Here is a 20445-nt window from a genome sequence, read left to right as displayed (position 1 = left end):
AGCCGTCAGGCCAGCGCATTAGCGGGTTGCGAGGTGCTGTTTTGCAACAGCCGATAGCCCGCGACGGCAAACAGCAACATGCCCAAACCTGCGATCAACGACACCCTGAAGCCCGCCGGTGCACCGTAAGCATCGATCACCCAGCCACCGACCACCGCGCCGAGGGCAACACCCATGCCCAGGCCGGTGATCATCCAGGTCAGGCCTTCGGTCAGTTTGGCCGGGGCGACGATGTTTTCGACCAGCGCCATGGCGGTGATCAGGGTTGGGGCGAAGAACAGCCCGGCGAGAAACATGGCCGCGGCCAGGGTGATGATGCTGTTGGCCCACATCAGCGGCACCATGGTGATTGCCGTGGCCAACGCGCCCAACAAAAACAACCGTGGCAGGGGCATGTTCAATTTGAGGCTGCCAAACACCAGCCCGGCCAGGCATGAACCCAGCGCATACACTGACAGGACGATACTCGCGGCCGCCGGTTCACCCTGGTGTTGGGCAAAGGCCACGCTGACCACATCCACGGTGCCGACAATGGTGCCCAGGCCGATCAAGGCCATCATCAGCACCAGAACCGCGCCCTGGCGCAAGACCGTGACGTCATTCTCCAGGGTGCGCGGGTGCACGGGCGGTTCGGTTTTGTGTTGCATGACAAAGGCCGTTACGCCCACCGCCAGCAAGATCGCGGCCGCCAACGGCCCGGCCTGGGGGAAAAGGGCCACGCTCAGGCCCACGGAAATGGGCGGGCCGATGATAAAGCAGACTTCGTCCAGCACCGATTCAAACGAGAACGCCGTGTGCAGCTTGGGCGAGCCGCGGTACAGCTCACTCCAGCGGGCGCGGACCATGGCCGGCATGCTGGGCATGCAGCCGGCCAGGGCGGCGCAGACAAACAGCGTCCAGTCGGGCGCGTTCAGGTAGCTGCACAGCAGCAACGCAAGCATGGCGCAGACGCCAACCGCCGCCACGCCGGGCAAGATCCGGCGTTGCCCGTAACGATCAACCGCGCGAGAAATTTGTGGTGCCAGCAGGGCCATGGCCAGTGCAAAGGTGGCCGCCACCGCGCCCGCCAACCAATACGAGCCGTGCAACTGCGAAAGCATGGTGATGATGCCGATACCTGCCATGGATATGGGCATTCGGGCGATCAGGCCTGCGGCGCAAAATGCTTTGCTGCCGGGGGCGCTGAAAATCTCGCGATAGGGGTTGGCCATACAAGCTCCGTGACGTTGCAGGTAAGAAAGGTGTTTTGACATACATGGCGTATGCAGAAATATACGCATGCGCGGCGTATGTCAAATAAAGGTGGCCAATGAGGGGAGGTTGCTGCTCAGGGAGGAGAGCTTCAGCCACGCGAATGCAGTGGCTGAAGCGGGTGCATCAGAAGTGGTACTTGACCAACAGGCTCGCGGTGTCCTGGTTGGTTTTGAAGGAGCCGCTGTCTTCGATGCCGTACTTGTTTTTCCAGTAGTCGTATTCGATACCGACGTACAGTTGTTTCGCGCTCCAGTTCAACGCCTTGCCCAAGTCATATTTGATCTGTGGGTTGAAGTGCAGGTTGGCGTGGTAGGTGCCGCGCGCGTTCTGGTCGTTGTCGACCACCCAGTCCATGTAGCCGTCGATGACCACATCGGAGTTGCCCACGGGCTGGGTCCATGACCACACCGGGGTGATCTGCCAGACGCCACGGCCCGGGCGGTTGCCCTCTGGGTAGCGTTTGTAGAAGTTCAACTGGAAGAAGTCGAAGCCGGGCACATTCAGGTCAAAACCTGGGCCGATCAAGTAGGAGTCTGAATCGCCTTCGCCAAACTCGTAGGTGAGGGCCAGCAACACGTCTTTGATAGGGCCAAACTCAAACTTCTGATCGAAGATCTTGCCGAACGACAAGCGCGGCGTGAACTCGCCGTAGTAAGTGTTGGTACCTAAGTTACTGTCTTCTTTGCCGTTGTAAAAAATACGGTCGACGAACAGAAAGTTATCACCGTATTTCCAGCTGTCGGCGTGTTCGAAGGTCAAGGTCTGTTGGATCTTGGGATTGACCTGAAAATCCTTGCCATACAAGTACGTCAAGCTGTTGGTTTGCCACTGCAGCAAGTCTTCTGCGGCTGCCGTTGTACCGCCCAGCAGGCTCCCCGCAAGCACCAGGCCGGTCAGAATGCGCTTCATTCGGTTGCTCCAAAAATTAATCAATGCTGCATGAGTAGAACTCGGCGCTCTGTGCGGCACCTTGGTTCTTTTGTTTTAAAACTTGTCTTTGTGGTCAACTTAACGTCGTTTGAACACCCTGTTTTACGGCAAAGAGACATCGCTCGGCTGTCCATGGACAGTTGAGTGGCGGGAGACTAATGCAGGCCGTAAACACTTGAGTTGAACGATAAAGTTGGCTTCAGAGTCAGCTTTAAAACAGCGCCCGTTTTTGAGCGGCCGCGCAGAGTACTGACTCTGGCGTCGGTACTCAAGCGCGCTGTGGTTGCCCGGGCGCAGCAAGGCTTAAAAGTGGACTTTGATCAGGGCGCTGGCGGTGTTTTGGTTGGTGTCCAGACGGCTGCTGCTTTCGATGCCGTACTTGTTTTTCCAGTAGCTGTATTCAAAGCCGACATACAGCTGTTTTTCGCCCAGGTTGAGGGCCTTTCCAAGGTCATATTTGACCTGCGGGTTGAAGTGCAGGTTGGCGTGATACGTGCCGCGTGAGTTCTGGTCATTATCGACCACCCAGTCCATGTAGCCATCGATCAGCACGTTGGAGCGGCCCACTGGAATGGTATAGGAGAACGACGGAGTGATCTGCCAAACCCCCGTGCCAGGGCGTGGCCCTTCGGTGTGGCGGCGATAAAAGTTGAGGGTGAAGTAGTTAAAGCCGGGCACCGCCAAGTCAAAGCCCGGACCAATGAGGTAGGCCTCGCTGTCGCCTTCGCCGTACTCGTAGGTCATGGCCAGGAGCACGTCTTTGATGGGGCCGTATTCGAGTTTTTGGTCGAAGATCTTGCCGAACGACAGGCGTGGGCTGAACTCGCCGTAATAGGTGTGCGGGCCTTTGTTGGGGTCGGCTTTACCGTTGTAGAAAATGCGGTCGACAAACAGGAAGTTGTCGCCGTATTTCCATTTGTCGGCGTGTTCAAAGGTGATCGTTTGCTGGATCGACGGGTTGATCGCGAAGTTCTTGCCGTACAGGTAGGTGAGGCTGTTGGTTTGCCACAAGAACAGATCACCGGCCATGGCCTGACCTGCAGCCAAAAGCCCACCCGCGAGCGTGACGCCCCAGTGTTTGCAGTGCATGGGATGCTTCCTTTTTTATTATTGTGTGTGCCAGAGATTGGCAGGTGGGTGGGAGCGGGCTTGCTCGCGATTCAGGCGCTGCGGTTTTTCAGGTAAACCGTAGCGATTTCATCGCGAGCAAGCCCGCTCCCACACAAACACTCATCCATCGCGCATCAATGCTGATGCACGTGACCGCTCATGGCTGCACGCTCGGCGCCGCCCAGTACGTTGAACAGCAGGTTCAGGGACACGGCGCTGACTGCCGCCATGGCGATGCCGCTGTGGGTGATCGGGCCCATCCAGAGTGGCAAGTGCGCGAAGAACTCGGGGCGCACCACCGGGATCAGGCCCATACCGATACTCACAGCCACCAGCAGTTGATTGCGGCGGTCGGCAATGTCGGCCTCCTGGAGGATTTTGATCCCCGTGGCGGCAACCATGCCGAACATCGCAATGGCTGCGCCGCCCAGTACCGCAGGCGGAATCGAGGCCACCAGGAACGCGGCTTTAGGCAACAGGCTGAGGGTGATCAGGAAGATCCCGGCCATGATCGTCACCGAGCGGCAACGCACGCCGGTCATTTGCACCAGACCGATGTTCTGGGCGAATGAGGAGTGGGTGAAGGTGTTGAAAAAGCCCGCCAGAAATGAAGCTCCGGCGTCGCACAGCAAGCCGCGACGGAGCATGCGTGGGGTGACTTCCTGGTCGGTGATCTTGCCCAGCGCCAGAAACATCCCGGTGGACTCGACAAAAATGATCACCACCACCAGACACATCGACAGGATCGGTGCCAGATGGAACTCAGGCATGCCGAAGTGCAGCGGCGTGACGATCTGGAACCACGGCGCGAGGCCGATGCCTTGCAAGTTGACCATGCCGATGGCACCACACAGGGCATAGCCCAGTGCCATGCCGATCAGTACCGAAACGTTGACCCAGAAACCGCGCATAAAGCGATTGATGAGCAAAATGGTGCCCAGCACCAACGCCGCAATAAACAGGTAGATCGGAGAGCCGAATTGCGCCGCCGTGCTGCCGCCGCCCGCCCAATTGACGGCGACCGGGAACAGTGACAGGCCAATGGAGGTAATTACGGTGCCGGTGACCAGCGGCGGAAAGAAGCGCACCACCTTGGACATGAACGGCGCAATGATCATCCCGAAGAAACCGGCGGCAATGGTTGCCCCGAAAATACCGGTCATGCCGATGCCCGGCATCCCGGCCATCGCCACCATGCTGCCAACGGCGGCAAAACTGGCGCCCATCATCACCGGCATGCGAATGCCCATAGGGCCGATGCCCCACGACTGGACGATGGTTGCCACGCCTGCCACCAGCAGGTCGGCGTTGATCAGAAAGGCGATTTCCTCACGACTCAGCCCGGCTGCCTGGCCGATGATCAGGGGGACGGCGACAGCACCCCCGTACATCAGCAGCACGTGCTGCAGACCGACCAGAATCAATTGCAACAACGGTAGCCGCTGGATGGGTGGTGGTGCGGTTACTGCGGGTATGCGCGGTTCGGTTAAGTCGGACATGCAACACCTCGGTCATTTTTATTGTTGTGAGCTAATGGTGTGGTGGGTGGCCGCCCACGGTTTGCGGCCGCCCGTGTGCGTCAGTTGATGTGGGCTCCTGAGTTGACCCAGGCACCGACCAAGTCGCGTTCTTGCTGGGTCATCTGAGTGATGTTGCCCAGCGGCATGATCGGTGTGGCGACGGCTTGCGCTTGAATGCGCGGGGCCATCAGTTGAATTTGTTGCGCGGTGTCAAACATCACCCCGGCCGGAGCCACGCTGAACAGCGGGCTGGTAGGGGAGGCGGAATGGCAAACCGTGCAGCGTTCCTGGATTACTGCGTGGACTTTTTCGAAGTCAACGCCGGCCACCGGGGCGGCGGGAGCGGCAGGCGCGGGCGCTGCTGCTGGCGGCGCATCTGCTGCTTTAACACCGCCCACGGCCGTTTCTGGCAGCGGTTGGTATTTGATGACCTTGGCCACGTCAGGCGTCGCAGGTGCCGGTTTGGGGCCAGTGACATACGCCAGGCAGACCATGCCCAATGCCGCGACCGGTAAGGTCCAGGCATATTTGTGGCTGTCGTGGCGGGTGTTGAAGTAATGGCGTACCAACACCGCGAGTACCGCAATCCCGGCCAGGATCAGCCAGTTGTATTGGCTGCCGTAGGTGCTCGGGAAGTGGTTGCTGATCATGATGAACAGCACCGGCAAGGTGAAGTAGTTGTTGTGACGCGAACGCAGCAGGCCTTTGGCTGGCAGCGTTGGATCGGGCGTGCGGCCTTCTTTGATGGCCGCAACCAGGGCTCGCTGGGCGGGCATGATGATGCGGAACACGTTGCCGACCATGATGGTGCCGATAATGGCGCCGACATGCAGATACGCGCCGCGCCCGCTGAACACTTTGCTCAGGCCGAACGCTGCGGCAACCAGCAGCAAAAAGAGGATAAAACCGAGCAGTGCCGGGCGCTTGCCCAAAGCAGAGTCGCACAGGAAGTCGTAGACAAACCAGCCGGCAATCAGCGAACCAATACCGATGGCAACCGCTTCCGGGCCGCTCATGCTGGAGCCGGGAGCGATCAGGTACAGCGCCGGGTTGAAATAGAACACCAGGCATAGCAGGGCGATGCCGGACATCCAGGTGAAGTAGGCTTCCCATTTAAACCAGTGCAGGTTTTCCGGCATGGTCGGTGGGGCCAGCTTGTATTTTTCGAGGTGGTAGATACCCCCCCCGTGAATGGCCCATAAGTCGCCGGACAGGCCGTCTTTGGGGTTGGCTCGATTGAGGTTGTTCTCAAGCCAGACAAAATAAAACGACGCGCCAATCCAGGCCACACCGGTAATCATATGAATCCAGCGCACGCCCAGATTCAGCCATTCCATCAGATGTGCTTGCACAGTCTTTACCTCTCGCCTGTCACTCTTGAGTGAATGAGCAGACCTTCTCTTATTGGTGGGGGGCGAGGATCAAACGCTCATCCTCTTTAAAGAAATGCTCATCGCAGTTATTGCCTGAGCCACTGCGATCAACCACCAGGAAGTCATCCCGCTTTTCGATCGTCAGCACCGGGTGGTGCCAGACGCCGCGATGGTAATTAATGCCCTGCCTGCCATTACTGACAAAGGCGCGGACCAAGCCTGATACAGGTGCATCGCCAACGGGCGCGACCACGATCAGAAAGGGGTTGCCGAGCAGCGGAATAAACGCCTGGCTGCCCAGCGGATGGCGCTCCAGCATGCACACAGTGAACGGCATGTCCTGCGCCTCGGCGCGGAAGATGCTGATGATCGCCTTGCACTCTGGCGTCGCCGTTTGGACCTCGGCCAGACGATGAAAGCGCATGGTTGAACCGTTGTTGATCATGAAGTGATCGCTGCCATCGGTTTCAATCACGTCACCGAACGGGGCGAAGGCTTCTTTGGTCAGCGGTTCAATCTGTAATGTGCGCATGTTGGTCTTCTTATCTGGATTGCTGTGGTGTTTGTGGTGTTGCTATCGCGGGCAAGCCCGCTCCCACATTTGAAATGCATTCCCTGTGGGAGCCGGGCTTGCCCGCGATCGGGTTTTCCTTATTTAGCGACCTTGCCCAGTACACGCAGGCGGCTTACACCGCCGTCCGGGAACAGGTTGAGGCGGATGTGGGTGATCGGGCCCAGCGCTTTGATCTGTTCGCTGAAGCTGTGCTCGGCGTGCATTTCGAGTTTTTGGCTCGGCAGCAATTCACGCCAGAACAGGCTCTGGGTTTCGATCTGGCTGTCGGTACCGCCCTTGACGAACGCGCCCTGGATCGAGCAGCTGTCCGGGTAGTTGCCTTTGAAGTGCAGGGTGTCGACGACGATTTTTTCAACTTCACCGGCGTGACCCAGCGCGACGATGACCCAGTCATTGCCAGGGGTACGACGACGTGCGGTTTCCCAACCATCGCCCATGTTGATGCCACGGCCCGGGTTAAGAATGTTGCTCATGCGGCCGAAGTGTTCGTCGGAGCAGGCGAGGGCGCGGCCACCATTGAGGGCGGCGGCCAGGTCGACCTGTTCGTTGTCACCCAGCGCAGACCAGTCACGGAATGGCACGCCATACACACGCAGACGTGCTACGCCGCCGTCCGGGTAGATGTTGAAACGCAGGTGGCTGAACGCTTGGTCGTTAGTGATTTCGTGGTAGTGGTGGCTGTTGCCTTGCAACTCGACCGCCGACAGCACTTCAACCCATTGGGTGTTTTCAGTCGGCTCGCCTTCAGCCAAAAAGCAGGCTTCGAGGGAGGCCGATGGCGGGAAGTTACCGGTGAAGAATGAAGTGTCGATGTCGACGCCCTTGATAGAGCCCGGAACGCCGAGGCGGATGACGGCACTGTCATAGCCTTCAAAGCGCTTGCGGCGGGACTCCCAGCCGTCCATCCACTTGCCGTTGTCATCGAAAACGCCCTCCTTCCACACGGCCGGGGTCGGCTGGAACAGGCGGTTGGCGTCTGCGAACCAGTCATCGGTCACCGAAACAATTTTGGTGCCAAGACGGGCGTCGGCCAGGTTGACGAACTTCTCGAACGGTACGGCGTAAGCTTTCATTCTTCTGGTCTGCCTTTAAATAAGTGGCTGGAGATACGTCACCGGCACCTGCCGGATCGGCTTAGAGCTGGCGTAATCGGAACAGGGCTATTTTGTTGATTTCTGCCAACGCGCATTTGAACTCGACGTCTGCCGGGTTGTGGATGCGAGTTTCGAACGCGGCGAGGATCTGGTGCCGGTCGCTGCCTTTTACCGCCATGATGAAGGGAAACTTGAACTTGGCTTTGTAGGCCTCGTTCAGCTCGGTGAAGCGCTGAAACTCTTCTTCCGTGCATTGGTGAATACCGGCGCCGGCTTGTTCATTAGTGCTGGCTTCGGTCAGTTGACCCTGGACGGCAGCTTTGCCGGCCAGGTCCGGGTGAGCGTTGATCAGTGCCAGTTGGCGGTCGTGATCGGCGCTCAATAACAGGTCGCTCATGCGCTGGTGCAGGGTGTCGATCTGATCGACGCTGGCGTCCAGGCCCAGGTCGTAAGCCTTTTCGGCCACCCAGGGCGAGTGCTCGTAAATGTCGGCAAAGGCTGCGACGAACTCATCGCGGCTCAGGGTGGACGGTTTGAGGGTCTTGAAGGCGCTCATCGGTCGGTCTCGGCTACAAAAGGGTGGGTGGCGTGCCAGTGCCGGGCAATGTCCACGCGGCGGGTGAACCAGACCTGTTCGTGGCCTTTGGCGTACTCGATGAAGCGCTTGAGGGCGGCGAGACGCGCAGGGCGGCCAATGAGGCGGCAATGCAGGCCGATTGAAAGCATTTTCGGCGACTCTGCGCCTTCGGCGTACAGCACATCGAAAGCATCCTTGAGGTACTGGAAGAATTGCTCGCCGGTGTTAAAACCCTGCGCCTGGGTAAAGCGCATGTCATTGGTGTCCAGTGTGTACGGGATCACCAGATGTGCTTTGCCGGTCGGGTTGTTGGGTTCCCAGTAGGGCAGGTCGTCGTCGTAGGTGTCGCTGTCATACAAGAAGCCGCCTTCTTCCATGACCAGCCGACGGGTGTTCGGGCCGGTGCGGCCGGTGTACCAGCCCAGCGGGCGTTCACCGGTGATTTCGGTGAGGATGCGGATCGCTTCGAGCATGTGCTCGCGTTCTAGCGTTTCATCCATGTACTGGTAGTCGATCCAGCGATAACCGTGGCTGCAGATCTCGTGGCCGGCGGCAACCATGTGGCGGATCACGTCCGGGTGACGCTGCGCGGCCATGGCCACGGCGAAGACCGTGAGCGGAATGTCGAATTCCTGGAACAGCTTGAGCACCCGCCACACGCCTGCGCGGCTACCGTATTCGTACAAGGACTCCATGCACAGGTTGCGCTCGCCTTGCAGCGGCTGCGCCGAGACCATCTCCGAGAGGAAGGCTTCCGATTCTTTGTCGCCATGCAGAAGGCTGCGTTCGCCGCCTTCTTCGTAATTGAGCACAAAAGACAGGGCGATACGGGCGTTGTCCGGCCAGTGCGGATGAGGAGGGTTTGGACCGTAACCAATCAGGTCGCGTGGGTAGTCAGCGCTCACTACAGTCTTCCTTATTGTGGGTGTTAACAGTCGACTGGCCAGACTTGGCGTCTCTGCGATGACTTGATTGTATACAACTTAATAATAAATTTGTAACCCTGAATTTGTGCATTTTTATCATGCTTTGTGCTTGAAGGGTACTTGCAAAAAACTTGCCTGATTGGTCAGGTTCTGAATACAAAGTCTCTAAAGGCCGTGTCTTTGAGCGTTGATAGTCTCCAAACCTCAGGTTAGACGTGTCGCGAAAAATAGCATTTTTAATTGTGTACAATTTTTTGAATAAGTGTCTTAATCTTCGCATCGCCGTGTCTTCCGGGGCTTATCTGAAAGCACGGCAGCCGGATTTATTCACCGAGTCGGGGAGGTCGCACACTCAATGGGACGTTTGACTACACACGTTTTGGATGCCGCACACGGATGTCCGGGCAGTTCGATCAAGGTCGAGCTGTACCGCGTTGAAGGTGCCCAATTGACCTTGGTGGCGAGTGCCTTGACCAACGAAGACGGGCGCTGCGACGCACCGCTGTTGCAGGGTGACGACTACCGTTCAGGGGTTTACCAGGTGCAGTTCAGTGCCGGTGATTACTACCGCGCACGGGGTGTGAAATTGCCGGAGCCGGCGTTTCTGGATGTGGTGGTGCTGCGTTTCGGGATCAGTGCCGAGCAGGATCACTACCATGTGCCGTTGCTGATCTCGCCGTACAGTTACTCGACGTACCGTGGTAGTTAGGGTTTAAAAGTTCGCATCGTGGTAGATGATTTGCCCGCTCACACTGCGGGCTTTTTTTTGCCCGCGATTTAAGCAAAACCTGTAGGAGCGAGCTTGCCTCGCGATCTTTTGACCTTTTAAAAGATCGCGAGGCAAGCTCGCTCCTACAGTGGCGGTGTGATTTAACGACTCAACAACGAGGCCGTGCCCGCCACGCTGAACAAGCCAGCGCTGACCTTATTGAACCAGCTTTGCCCCTTGCCACTGCGCAGGTAGCTCGCCGCGCCGTGGGCGCCCAGGCCGTAGGCCAGCTTGCAGAGCAGGTCGAGTACGGTCCAGGTGGCAATCATCACCAGCAGTTGCCCCAAAAAGGGTTGGTTGGGGTCAAGAAACTGCGGCAAGAACGCGGTAAAGAACAAAATGTCTTTCGGGTTGCTGGCGCCGAGCACAAACGCGCGCCCAAAGAGTGCGCGAAAGCGCGGTTTTGGTGCTGCGTCCGGCACTGTAGTGGCTCTTGCCGGTTGGCGCGATTGCTTCCAGCTTTGCCAGGCCAGGTAGAACAGGTACAGCGCGCCGACGATTTTCAGGGCGCTGAACAATTGCTCCGATGCCAGCAACAAGGCGCCCAAGCCCAGTGCCGACGCGCTGAGCAAGCAAATCGAGGCAATCACCCCACCCAAAAACGCCGGGTAAGAACGGCGCAAGCCGTAGTTCAGGCTGTTGCTGATCATCAATAACGACAGTGGCCCTGGAATCAGGATCACGACCAAGGCGGCACTGCTGAACAGCAGCCAGGTTTCCAGACTCATTACTTTCTCCATATACCCGTACAAGCGTTTCCCGTTGCACGATCGGGGTCTGCTGATTTATGCGTTTGTATACAAATAAAGCAAGTATTGTTTTCAAATTTACAAGGTTTGTCAGCTTGAACGGCTTTGCCCCAGCGCCTGGTTGATCGTCAGCCAGCCGTTCACCGCTTCTTCACCGGCTTGTTCGAACACCCGTTGCAGCAATTTAACCTGTTCACGGCGCAGGCTGGCCTCAAAGCGGACACCGTCGGCGGTCAGTTCCAGCAGGCGTTTGCGCTTGTCGGAGGGCGGCACCACGCTGACGACCAAATCCATTTCGATCAACTGGCGCAACGGTGTGTTGAGGGCCTGCTTGCTCACGCCGAGCAAGGTGAGCAGTTCCTTGACGCTGACACCAGGGTAATGGGCGATGAAAAACACGATGCGCTGATGAACCCGGCTCAGCCCGCGCCGGGCGAGCATCTCGTCGGCCTTGGCCGTGAACGCCTGGTAGCCAAAGAAGAAGGCTTGCATGGCTGCACGCTGGGTGGTCGGGTTTTTAAGGTCAAGCATATTGACGTATCCAGTCGCTGAGGCGTAATTTCGGTCAACCAGTTTGACTTATTTCCAATGATTTCTGCTACGGGTGACCTCAATGGCTTTCTCCGAACGTGTATCGCGCCTTAAAAGTTCTTTGATCCGTGAAATTCTGGCGGCTGCTCAGCGTCCGGAAGTCATGTCCTTTGCCGGCGGGCTGCCGGCAGAGTCGATGCTGCCTAAAGTCGACTGGACCGAGATGCCCGTCGCTCTGGGCCAGTACGGCATGAGTGAAGGCGAACCGGCCCTGCGTGAGGCGCTGGCCGCAGAGGCTCGTGCGTTAGGAGTCAACTGCGAGGCGAGCCAGGTGCTGGTGCTCAGCGGTTCGCAACAGGCACTCGACCTGGCAGCCAAGCTGTACATCGACAAAGGTACCGAAATCATGCTCGAAGCGCCGACCTATCTGGCAGCGCTGCAAATCTTCCAACTGTTCGGCGCCGAGTGCCTGACGTTCCCGCTACAGGCCGATGGCCCGGACCTGGCAGCGCTGCGTGTTCAGCTGGCTAAACACCGCCCGGCCTTTATCTATTTGATTCCGACCTTTCAGAACCCGTCTGCCGTGCGTTACAGCGAAGCCAAGCGCGACGCCGTGGCCGCGCTGCTCGACGAGTTCGGTGTCACCCTGATTGAAGACGAGCCGTACCGCGAACTGACCTTTGATGGCGGCAGCGCGACGCCCATTGTCAGTCGCTTGAAAACAGCCAGCTGGATCTACACCGGCACGGTGTCGAAAACCCTGTTGCCGGGCCTGCGCGTGGGCTTCCTGATTGCCAGCCCGGATTTGTTCCCGCACTTGCTGCGGCTTAAACAGTCGGCGGATTTGCACACCAATCGTATTGGTCAGTGGCAGGCGTTGCAGTGGATCGGTACCGAGAAAATGGCCAACCATCTGGCGGTGTTGCGTGATTTTTACCGCGTGCGCCGTGACGGCTTCCAGGCCGCGCTGGAAGAACACTTTTCGGACCTGGCGGATTGGCAGGTGCCGCAGGGTGGGCTATTTTTCTGGCTGACCCTCAAGCAGCCGCTGGATACCCGCACCTTGCTCAAGCCAGCGCTGGCACAAGACGTCGCGTTTATGCCGGGTGAGCCGTTCTTCGCCGACCCGGACCAGAACGTGGGGAGTCTGCGTTTGAACTTCAGTCACATTGATCCAGAACGCCTGCACGAAGGTCTCAAGCGTCTGGCAATGGTTATCCGTCAAGCACACGCCGCAGAGGCGGCTTAGGAGTTGCGATGCTCAAGGTTTATGGCGATTACAACTCGGGCAACTGCTACAAAATCAAACTGATGTTGCACCTGCTGGGCCTGAAATATGAGTGGAAGTCGGTCGACATTCTCAATGGCGACACACAAACCCCTGAGTTTCTGGCAAAAAACCCGAACGGCAAGGTGCCGGTGCTGGAGCTGGAAGATGGCACCTGCCTGTGGGAGTCCAACGCGATTCTCAACTACCTCGCAGACGGCACTGAGTACTTGCCGACCGAACCGCGTTTGCGCACCCAGGTATTGCAGTGGCAGTTTTTTGAGCAATACAGCCACGAGCCCTACATTGCGGTGGCACGGTTTATCCAGTTCTATCTGGGCTTGCCCGAAGAGCGGCTAGAGGAATACCGCAAGCTGCAAAAGCGCGGTTACAGGGCGCTGGATGTGATGGAGCAGCAATTGCAGCGCACGCGGTATCTGGTGGGTGAGCACTTCTCGATTGCTGACGTTACGCTGTATGCCTACACCCACGTGGCGCATCAGGGCGGGTTTGATCTGAGCAGGTTCCCGGGGATCCAGGCCTGGATACAGCGCGTGGCGAGTCAGCCGCGCTATGTCGGGATGCTGGATTAAGCTGGGACTGCCGCAGGCTGCGATGGGTTGATTTTAAACATCAATAAATCGCAGCTTGCAGCTGCTACTGGCGTTTAAACGCTGGCAAACCGTGTGTTCAAGTACTCAATGATCACTTTGGAGTCATACATCCAGGTGGTCTTGCCGTCTTCTTCGATCCGCAGGCAAGGCACTTTGATCTTGCCGCCTTGCTCCAGCAGGGTATGGCGATCTTGCTCGTTGTTTTTCGCGTCGCGCAGGGCCACTGGCACGTTCAGGCGGCGCAGGTTACGGCGGGTTTTCACGCAAAACGGGCAGGCGTGGAACTGATACAGGGTCAGGCTTTTGGCCGCTTGATCAACTTTTGCCTGGTCAGCAGCAGGGCGCTGTTTTTTGCTGGGGCGGGTAATGAAATCCCCGGCGATGATCAATTGGCCCAAACCGATGCGAAGCGCTTTGATAAACACAGTAGAAAGCCTCATGGGCAATTAAATAAAAGATGGAGCTTAGCCGAAACAGCCAGGCGAAAAAAAACCGGCGATGAACGCCGGCTCTTTTATGCCCGGATTACTTGATCAGGCTGAGAAACTCACTGCGTGTGGCCGCGTTTTCGCGGAACTCACCCAGCATCACCGAAGTGATCATCGACGAGTTTTGCTTCTCGACGCCGCGCATCATCATGCACATGTGCTTGGCTTCAATCACCACGGCAACGCCCAGGGCGCCAGTGACTTGCATCACCGCGTCGGCGATCTGACGGCTCAGGTTCTCTTGAATCTGCAAGCGACGGGCATACATGTCGACGATGCGTGCGACTTTCGACAAGCCCAGCACTTTACCGCTTGGAATGTAGGCCACGTGCGCCTTGCCGATAAAAGGCAGCAAGTGGTGTTCGCACAACGAGTACAACTCGATGTCCTTGACCAGCACCATTTCGCTGTTGTCAGAGCTGAACAAGGCACCGTTGGTGACTTCTTCGAGGGTCTGCTCATAACCGCGGCAAAGGTATTTCATGGCTTTGGCGGCACGCTTGGGCGTGTCCAGCAGACCTTCGCGGGAGACGTCTTCGCCAAGCTGACCGAGGATGGCGGTGTAGTTTTGTTCCAGGGACATTAATCTACCTGTGGGATTTTTCGCAAAGGGCAAGGGTACGGGGGCTGACTCGGCGCTGCAAGTGTGGCGATGCGCGGTTACTCGTCGCGGCCTTCCATCATGGTGCGTTTGAGCATGACGTAAACGGCGCCAGCGCCGCCATGTTTGGCCTGGCAGGAGCAGAAACCCAGGACTTGGGCATGTTGGCGCAACCAGGTGTTGACGTGGCTTTTGATCATGGGTTTTTTGCCGTCCAGACGCACGGCCTTGCCGTGGGTGACGCGCACGCAGCGGACTTCAAGGCGGGTGGCTTCGCCGAGGAACTCCCAGAGCGTTTCGCGGGCCTTTTCGACGGTCATGCCGTGCAGGTCCAGGCTGCCTTCGAAGCTGATCTGGCCCAGCTTGAGTTTGCGCATCTGGCTTTCTTGCACGCCATCGCGGGCCCAGTGCAGTTGATCTTCGGGGCCGACATCAATCACAAACTGGTCAGACAAACCGTCAATGATCGTGGTGTTGCTGCGCACAATTGCGTTTTGCCGCAGTTTGGCCAGTTGCGCACGGTCAGTTTTGGGTTTGCCGGTGTCGGCGCGATCATGCTTGATCGGTTTGACACCGCGAATCTCGTTTTTGAACAGGGAAAAGTCGTCGTCTTGCATGTCAGCCTCCGCGAAGGGCGCACAGTTTACCCAAGTCGACGACAATCGGCAGGCCGATGTGTATTAGTCGCGCTTTTTCATCAGGTGCGGCGCCATGTTCAAGCCAAATGGAGCACGCATGCGCCGACGGCTGCGGCGCCATAGCCAGATGCCCAGCCAACTGACCAGTAGCCCGGCGATCAGCACCAGTACGGCAGCGGTGGGGTTGGCGTTCAGGTCGCCCAGAGCCGCCGGGTGGCCGATCAGGCTGCTGGCGCCGGTCAACAGTAACGCGACCCCTGCCAGTGTCAGCAGGGCAGCCAGGGTCAGAATCAGCCATGCGCGCCAGTTTCGGTGTTCTTTAGGGCGTAAGCGTCGTGCATCAAAACCATCGGAGATCTTCATTCCGATCTTTCCTTATAGGGTATCGGCCCTTCAGACAGGAACATGGGCGGGTTGTTCCTGAGGTGCTCCGAAATCGGAGTTCAAGCTGGCGCACAGCAAGGGTGCAGATAGGCGGTCAAAGGGCGCCGCCTATCAGTGGCAGGCTCAGATGAGGTTTTTGGTTTGGGCCAGGGTGGCGAAGTTGTCATTCATGATCGCCATTTCGGTTCGCTGCACGTCTGCCGCGCTGATGACGCCGTTGGCGGTGGGCAGGTCGCGGGTGGCGCAGGCATCTTCGACCAGGGTGCAGCGAAAGCCGTAGTCTTTGGCGGCGCGCACGGTGGTGCTGACGCTGGAGTGGCTCATGAAGCCGCAGACGATCAGGTCCAGATGACCCTGTGTTTCCAGTGCTTCTCGCAGGCGGGTGTCGTTGAAGGCGTTGGGCATGCGCTTCTCGATAACCACTTCATCGCCTGTCGGCTCAAGCCCGGCGATGAACTCGCCGCGTGGGCCTTGCGGGTCGAACATGCCGCCGACCGTGCCCAGATGGCGAACGTGTACCACCGGGCGTTTGGCCTTGCGGGCGGCTTCGAGGAGCAGGGCGATGTTGGCAGTCGCGGCTTCCATCCCGGACAGGGCCAGAGGGCCGCTGAGGTATTCGTTTTGCGCATCGATGATCAGCAGGCTGGCATTGCTCAGATTAGCTGCGGCATAACCACGCCCAGTGAGTTGAAACATCGTCTTTAAAGCGGACATTCGGGGGCTCCTTTGAGTGGGGCTTTTGCGACATTCTCCACTGGCCGAGCGTTTATGTGAATGGGCAGTCGTGTAAGCCACGCCGTTGTTGGCCTACAGCGATGTCAAGAAACATTGCAAACGTGCATAAACCTACGAAATGTAACGTTTTTAAGTTTTTTGTAACGGATTCAGACGCGTACAAATGTGTGCCCCGGATCACCGTCCGGCACAACTTTGGCCGCGTCGGAATTTGGCTGTTAGAATCGTGGGTCGATTTTGAGGAGTAAGACCGTTGATCACTTCCCGACTGCGCACACTGCGCGACCATATTCGCTGGGCTGTTAGCCATTTTCACAGGGAAGATCTATTTTTTGGTCATGGCACCGACAACGCTTGGGACGAGGCTCGTCAACTGGTGCTGGGGGCGTTGAACCTGCCGTGGGAAATTGCCGACAGCTACCTCGATTGCCGCCTTGAAGACGACGAGCTGGTTAACCTTCAGCATTTGCTCAAGCGTCGCATCGAGGAGCGCGTGCCCACGGCGTACCTGTTAGGCGAAGCCTGGTTCTGCGGCATGTCGTTTATTGTCGACGAGCGCGTGTTGATTCCGCGTTCACCGATCGGTGAGTTGATCGAAAAACGTTTCGAGCCATGGCTGGGCGCTGAACCGGCGCGCATTCTCGACTTGTGCACCGGCTCGGGCTGCATCGGTATCGCGTGTGCCGATGAGTTCCAGAATGCCGAGGTAGTGCTGGCGGATCTGTCGTTTGAAGCGCTGGAAGTGGCCAATCAGAACATTGAGCGCCACGGCGTCGATGAGCGTGTGTACACGGTGCAGGGCGATGGCTTTGATGGCTTGCCGGGCCAGCGTTTTGACTTGATCGTGTCGAACCCGCCGTATGTGGATGCCGAAGACTTTGCCGACATGCCTGCCGAATATCAGCACGAGCCTGAGCTGAGCCTGGCCTGCGGTGATGACGGTTTGAACCTGGTACGGCGGATGCTGGCCGAAGCAGGGGATCATCTGACCGACAAAGGGTTGTTGATTGTCGAAGTGGGCAACAGCCAGGTGCATGTTGAAGCGTTGTACCCGGAAGTGGATTTTGCCTGGCTCGACTTTGAACATGGCGGCCACGGCGTGTTTATGCTGACCGCTGAGCAGTGCCGCGAGCATCAGGCGCTGTTTGCTGCACGGGTTTAAAGGGTGAAACCCGGCAGGCCCTGCAAGGGGGCCTGCCTTCAGCGATGGGTGGCAATCCAGATCAGTAAGGCGGCCTGAAACACGGCGAACGCCACCAGACAGGTGATGGTGAAGCGCAAACCGGTGTCTTCACGCTTGAACTTGCTGATCTTCTCGTCTTTTTCGCGCAGCTTCAGCTCTTGTTCCTGCAAGTTCTGTTCGGCTTGCTGGAGCATCTGCGCTGCTTCCAGAATTTCGACAAACTGGATTTTTTCGCTGTTCCAGGTGTTGTACAAATCTGCCGCAAGCCCCGTTTCAATCCGCGCCTTGCGATGCAGGGCGTCTTCATAGATCACGTCAAAGCCCTGGGTGCGCAAGCAATGGTCGCGGCGCAGGCGCATGTCTTCGTGCAGGGCGTCCTTGGTCGGCAAATCGAAGCTTTCAAAGCGATAGCGTGACCACTTTTTCTGAACCCACTGCGCGCCCTGGGCCATGAGAAAGCGTCCGATACCCCGGTTCAGCGGCTCAACCAGCACGCCGCGTTCAGGGCTGATGCTGGCAAGTTGGGTGGTGTGATCAAGCCAGATATCGAGCTGGTTTTGCTCTTTGCGGACCTGTTGGCCCGGCAGCGAAATGCTCAGGCGCAGCAAGCTCTGCTCTTTGTTGTGGCGCTCGGCATACCCAAACTGGACGAAGCGCAAAGGCCGCGCCCCGGTGCTGCGATCGGTGGGCAATGGCGCCAGGCGCAGCATTTTGAAATGCTCGGGCTGCACGTCAGCCCAAGGTCGCGGGAGCGCCTCGGGCGTGGCCGGCTCTGGCGAGTCGGCAGGTTGTGATGGGGTGTCGCTCATAACGGCAAAATCCTGTGCAAGCACGATATGTCGGCTCAATGAAGACGGCCGACAATGTTTTATCGGCCGTTATGCGCAGGACTGGAGGGCTGAGCGGCATTCACTTTTGCGATAAAGCGCACAATCCGGTCACCGACTTCACCCGCGAGGCGTTGGTTGGGGTCGTTGTAGGACAGCACTTGGCGTTTGATGTCCATCGGCACAATGCGCATGACGTGGTTCATGCCGTGTACCAGGGTCAGGGATGCATCTGGCTTGGCGGCTTTAAGCAGGCGCGCATCTTTGACCTCGACCTGAATGTCGTGGGTGCCCTGAATAATCATCGCCGGCATCTTCAGTGCAGCGAAGGCTTTGGCCGGGTTATAGCGCAGCAGGCTGATCAGGTAAGGCTGCACGCTTGGGCGAAAGATCGCTTCAAGGGCTGGCGGCACGTTGTCGTCGGTATGCCCGGCTTCGAGGCTGGCGATCAGCTCAAAGCTGCGCTTGAGCAGGGCAGGCGGCAAGTTGTTGCGCTGCAACTGCTCACGCAGCAACTGACCGACAGGGCGCCCGGAACCGGCAATCGAGATAACCCCGGCGGCGTCGATTCGCGGGGCGGCCAGGACGGCAATCAGTGCGCCTTCGCTGTGACCGAGCAAAAACACTTTGCCAAAACGCGGGTCGGCCTTGAGCTTGTCGCCCCAGGCCACGGCGTCGTTGACGTATTGATCGACGCTCAGTTGGCGCTCATCCGGGGCGGCCGGCTGGCTTTGCGCAATGCCGCGCTTGTCAAAGCGCACGCTGGCAATGTTGTTTTGCGCCAGACGCCAGGCGAGTTTTTTCAAGCTGTCGTTGCGCCCGCCAATCGGGTTGTTGCCATCGCGGTCGGTTGGCCCGGAACCGGCAATAAGCAGGACCACCGGCACCGGCTTGTCACTTTTTGGCAACACCAGCGAGCCGTACAGAGTACCGGAGCCGGTATCCAGCTCGATGGGGCGCAGCAAGACGTTGGACTGAGTCGCCGCAAAGGCCTGAGTACCAAACAGGGTTAGAACCAGAAGGAGTATTCGCAGCATCATCACGCCATCATTGTTGAAAGTGCCGGTTACACAACACCGGATGAGTAAGGTTGGAGGATGAACTACAGAGGCAGCCTGCGTATACTGGCGCGCTTAGTTATCCAAGCTTAGTTTTTAGGCTGATTTTCACGGAGCGCCCTGAATGTCCGGCAATACCTTCGGCAAGCTGTTCACTGTTACCACCGCAGGCGAAAGCCATGGTCCGGCGTTGGTCGCTATTGTAGATGGCTGTCCACCCGGGCTCGAGCTGTCTCTTGAAGACCTGCAACGTGATCTGGACCGCCGCAAACCGGGCACTAGCCGCCACACCACACAGCGTCAGGAAGCCGACGAAGTCGAGATTCTATCCGGTGTGTTTGAAGGCCGCACCACCGGGTGCGCCATCGGTTTGTTGATCCGCAACACCGATCAGAAGTCCAAGGACTATTCGGCGATCAAGGACCTGTTCCGCCCGGCCCACGCCGACTACACCTACCACCACAAATACGGCGAGCGCGATTATCGCGGAGGTGGACGCAGTTCTGCACGTGAAACTGCCATGCGGGTAGCGGCCGGGGCGATTGCCAAAAAGTATTTGGCGACCCAGGGCATTGTGATTCGCGGCTACATGAGCCAGTTGGGCCCGATTGAAATCCCGTTCAAAACCTGGGATTCGGTCGAAGAAAACGCCTTTTTCAGCCCTGATCCGGACAAAGTGCCAGAGCTTGAAGCCTACATGGACCAACTGCGCCGTGATCAGGACTCGGTTGGGGCCAAGATCACCGTGGTGGCCGAAGGTGTGATTCCGGGGTTGGGCGAGCCCATTTTCGACCGTCTGGATGCTGATCTGGCGCACGCCTTGATGAGCATCAATGCGGTCAAGGGCATCGAAATCGGCGCCGGCTTTGCCAGCGTTGCCCAGCGCGGTACCGAGCACCGTGATGAACTGACCCCGCAGGGCTTTGTGAGCAACAATGCGGGCGGCATTTTGGGCGGTATTTCGTCGGGCCAGCCCATCGTGGCGCACCTGGCGCTCAAGCCTACGTCGAGCATCACCACCCCGGGCCGCTCGATTGATAAAGACGGCAACCCGGTCGACGTCATCACTAAAGGTCGTCATGACCCGTGCGTTGGCATTCGGGCGACCCCGATTGCCGAAGCCATGATGGCCATCGTGCTGATGGACCACCTGTTGCGTCATCGCGGGCAAAACGCTGATGTGCGTGTGACGACGCCTGTGCTGGGCCAATTGTGATTCAGCGGTCGTTGAGCGCCATGGTCT

General features: G+C 58.2%; 23 protein-coding genes. 5 read left to right on the top strand and 18 right to left on the bottom strand.

The window, feature by feature from the left end:
• Positions 1–5: 5 nt before the first annotated feature.
• The 9 genes from TU84_RS17850 to puuE form a co-directional block, all read right to left on the bottom strand.
• Positions 6–1211: an MFS transporter gene (locus TU84_RS17850; protein WP_048371307.1), complete on the bottom strand. Its 1206-nt coding sequence runs from the start codon at positions 1209–1211 to the stop codon at positions 6–8.
• A 166-nt stretch (positions 1212–1377) separates the two neighbouring features.
• Positions 1378–2163, bottom strand: coding sequence for an outer membrane protein OmpK (locus TU84_RS17845; RefSeq protein WP_048371305.1), 786 nt, complete (start codon positions 2161–2163; stop codon positions 1378–1380).
• A gap of 324 nt (positions 2164–2487) precedes the next feature.
• The gene (locus TU84_RS17840; RefSeq protein WP_048371304.1) at positions 2488–3273 is read right to left on the bottom strand and encodes an outer membrane protein OmpK; all 786 of its coding nucleotides are present in this window, start codon (positions 3271–3273) and stop codon (positions 2488–2490) included.
• Positions 3274–3428: 155 nt separating this feature from the next.
• The gene (locus TU84_RS17835; protein ID WP_048371302.1) at positions 3429–4793 is read right to left on the bottom strand and encodes a nucleobase:cation symporter-2 family protein; all 1365 of its coding nucleotides are present in this window, start codon (positions 4791–4793) and stop codon (positions 3429–3431) included.
• 80 nt (positions 4794–4873) lie between these two features.
• Complete coding sequence (locus tag TU84_RS17830) at positions 4874–6166, bottom strand: urate hydroxylase PuuD (RefSeq protein ID WP_048371301.1); 1293 nt, start codon at positions 6164–6166, stop codon at positions 4874–4876.
• Positions 6167–6215: 49 nt separating this feature from the next.
• Positions 6216–6719: an ureidoglycolate lyase gene (locus tag TU84_RS17825; protein WP_048371299.1), complete on the bottom strand. Its 504-nt coding sequence runs from the start codon at positions 6717–6719 to the stop codon at positions 6216–6218.
• A gap of 119 nt (positions 6720–6838) precedes the next feature.
• Positions 6839–7834 carry an allantoicase gene (gene alc, locus TU84_RS17820; protein WP_048371297.1) on the bottom strand — a complete coding sequence of 332 codons (996 nt, stop codon included), beginning with the start codon at positions 7832–7834 and terminating at the stop codon, positions 6839–6841.
• Between the two features lie 61 nt (positions 7835–7895).
• Entirely contained in the window at positions 7896–8411 is a 516-nt protein-coding gene (uraD, locus tag TU84_RS17815; protein WP_048371295.1) for a 2-oxo-4-hydroxy-4-carboxy-5-ureidoimidazoline decarboxylase, read from the bottom strand.
• Positions 8408–9337, bottom strand: coding sequence for an allantoinase PuuE (puuE, locus tag TU84_RS17810; protein WP_048371293.1), 930 nt, complete (start codon positions 9335–9337; stop codon positions 8408–8410). Before puuE ends, uraD begins: the two co-directional genes overlap by 4 nt.
• Before the next feature lie 376 nt (positions 9338–9713).
• Between puuE and uraH the strand changes: the two genes are divergently transcribed.
• The gene (uraH, locus tag TU84_RS17805) at positions 9714–10067 is read left to right on the top strand and encodes a hydroxyisourate hydrolase (protein WP_048371291.1); all 354 of its coding nucleotides are present in this window, start codon (positions 9714–9716) and stop codon (positions 10065–10067) included.
• A gap of 161 nt (positions 10068–10228) precedes the next feature.
• On the opposite strand, the gene TU84_RS17800 is transcribed toward uraH, so the two are convergent.
• Positions 10229–10855 carry a LysE family translocator gene (locus tag TU84_RS17800; protein ID WP_048371289.1) on the bottom strand — a complete coding sequence of 209 codons (627 nt, stop codon included), beginning with the start codon at positions 10853–10855 and terminating at the stop codon, positions 10229–10231.
• 111 nt (positions 10856–10966) lie between these two features.
• Complete coding sequence (locus TU84_RS17795) at positions 10967–11407, bottom strand: MarR family winged helix-turn-helix transcriptional regulator (RefSeq protein WP_048371286.1); 441 nt, start codon at positions 11405–11407, stop codon at positions 10967–10969.
• 82 nt (positions 11408–11489) lie between these two features.
• Between TU84_RS17795 and TU84_RS17790 the strand changes: the two genes are divergently transcribed.
• Both TU84_RS17790 and TU84_RS17785 read left to right on the top strand, forming a co-directional pair.
• On the top strand, positions 11490–12656 hold the full coding sequence (locus TU84_RS17790; protein WP_048371284.1) for an aminotransferase-like domain-containing protein: 1167 nt from the start codon (positions 11490–11492) through the stop codon (positions 12654–12656).
• Positions 12657–12664: 8 nt separating this feature from the next.
• A complete protein-coding gene (locus TU84_RS17785; protein ID WP_048371283.1) occupies positions 12665–13267 on the top strand; it encodes a glutathione S-transferase family protein in 603 nt (200 codons plus the stop codon).
• Between the two features lie 74 nt (positions 13268–13341).
• Here TU84_RS17785 and TU84_RS17780 read toward each other — a convergent pair whose 3' ends face one another.
• From TU84_RS17780 to TU84_RS17760, 5 genes are all read right to left on the bottom strand, one after another.
• Positions 13342–13713 (bottom strand): glutathione S-transferase N-terminal domain-containing protein, encoded by a 372-nt coding sequence (locus tag TU84_RS17780; RefSeq protein ID WP_048371282.1) that lies wholly within the window; start codon positions 13711–13713, stop codon positions 13342–13344.
• Between the two features lie 100 nt (positions 13714–13813).
• Positions 13814–14359 (bottom strand): GTP cyclohydrolase I FolE, encoded by a 546-nt coding sequence (gene folE, locus TU84_RS17775; protein WP_048371280.1) that lies wholly within the window; start codon positions 14357–14359, stop codon positions 13814–13816.
• Between the two features lie 77 nt (positions 14360–14436).
• Positions 14437–14994 (bottom strand): Smr/MutS family protein, encoded by a 558-nt coding sequence (locus TU84_RS17770; RefSeq protein ID WP_048371278.1) that lies wholly within the window; start codon positions 14992–14994, stop codon positions 14437–14439.
• Positions 14995–15057: 63 nt separating this feature from the next.
• Complete coding sequence (locus TU84_RS17765) at positions 15058–15378, bottom strand: hypothetical protein (RefSeq protein WP_048371276.1); 321 nt, start codon at positions 15376–15378, stop codon at positions 15058–15060.
• Between the two features lie 144 nt (positions 15379–15522).
• Positions 15523–16113, bottom strand: coding sequence for a cysteine hydrolase family protein (locus TU84_RS17760; RefSeq protein WP_048371275.1), 591 nt, complete (start codon positions 16111–16113; stop codon positions 15523–15525).
• Between the two features lie 274 nt (positions 16114–16387).
• On the opposite strand from TU84_RS17760, the gene prmB reads away from it, so the two are divergent.
• Entirely contained in the window at positions 16388–17296 is a 909-nt protein-coding gene (gene prmB / locus TU84_RS17755; RefSeq protein WP_048371273.1) for a 50S ribosomal protein L3 N(5)-glutamine methyltransferase, read from the top strand.
• Positions 17297–17334: 38 nt separating this feature from the next.
• On the opposite strand, the gene TU84_RS17750 is transcribed toward prmB, so the two are convergent.
• Both TU84_RS17750 and TU84_RS17745 read right to left on the bottom strand, forming a co-directional pair.
• On the bottom strand, positions 17335–18126 hold the full coding sequence (locus TU84_RS17750; RefSeq protein ID WP_048371271.1) for a hypothetical protein: 792 nt from the start codon (positions 18124–18126) through the stop codon (positions 17335–17337).
• A gap of 59 nt (positions 18127–18185) precedes the next feature.
• Complete coding sequence (locus tag TU84_RS17745) at positions 18186–19184, bottom strand: alpha/beta hydrolase (protein WP_048371269.1); 999 nt, start codon at positions 19182–19184, stop codon at positions 18186–18188.
• A gap of 142 nt (positions 19185–19326) precedes the next feature.
• Here TU84_RS17745 and aroC point away from each other — a divergent pair, with 142 nt between their 5' ends.
• Positions 19327–20418 carry a chorismate synthase gene (gene aroC / locus TU84_RS17740; protein WP_048371267.1) on the top strand — a complete coding sequence of 364 codons (1092 nt, stop codon included), beginning with the start codon at positions 19327–19329 and terminating at the stop codon, positions 20416–20418.
• Positions 20419–20445: the final 27 nt, after the last annotated feature.

It is taken from the genome of Pseudomonas helleri, assembly GCF_001043025.1.
Lineage (GTDB): Bacteria > Pseudomonadota > Gammaproteobacteria > Pseudomonadales > Pseudomonadaceae > Aquipseudomonas > Aquipseudomonas helleri.
Note: the sequence above shows the minus strand (reverse complement) of the source record. Positions and strands in the feature narration are given on the sequence as shown.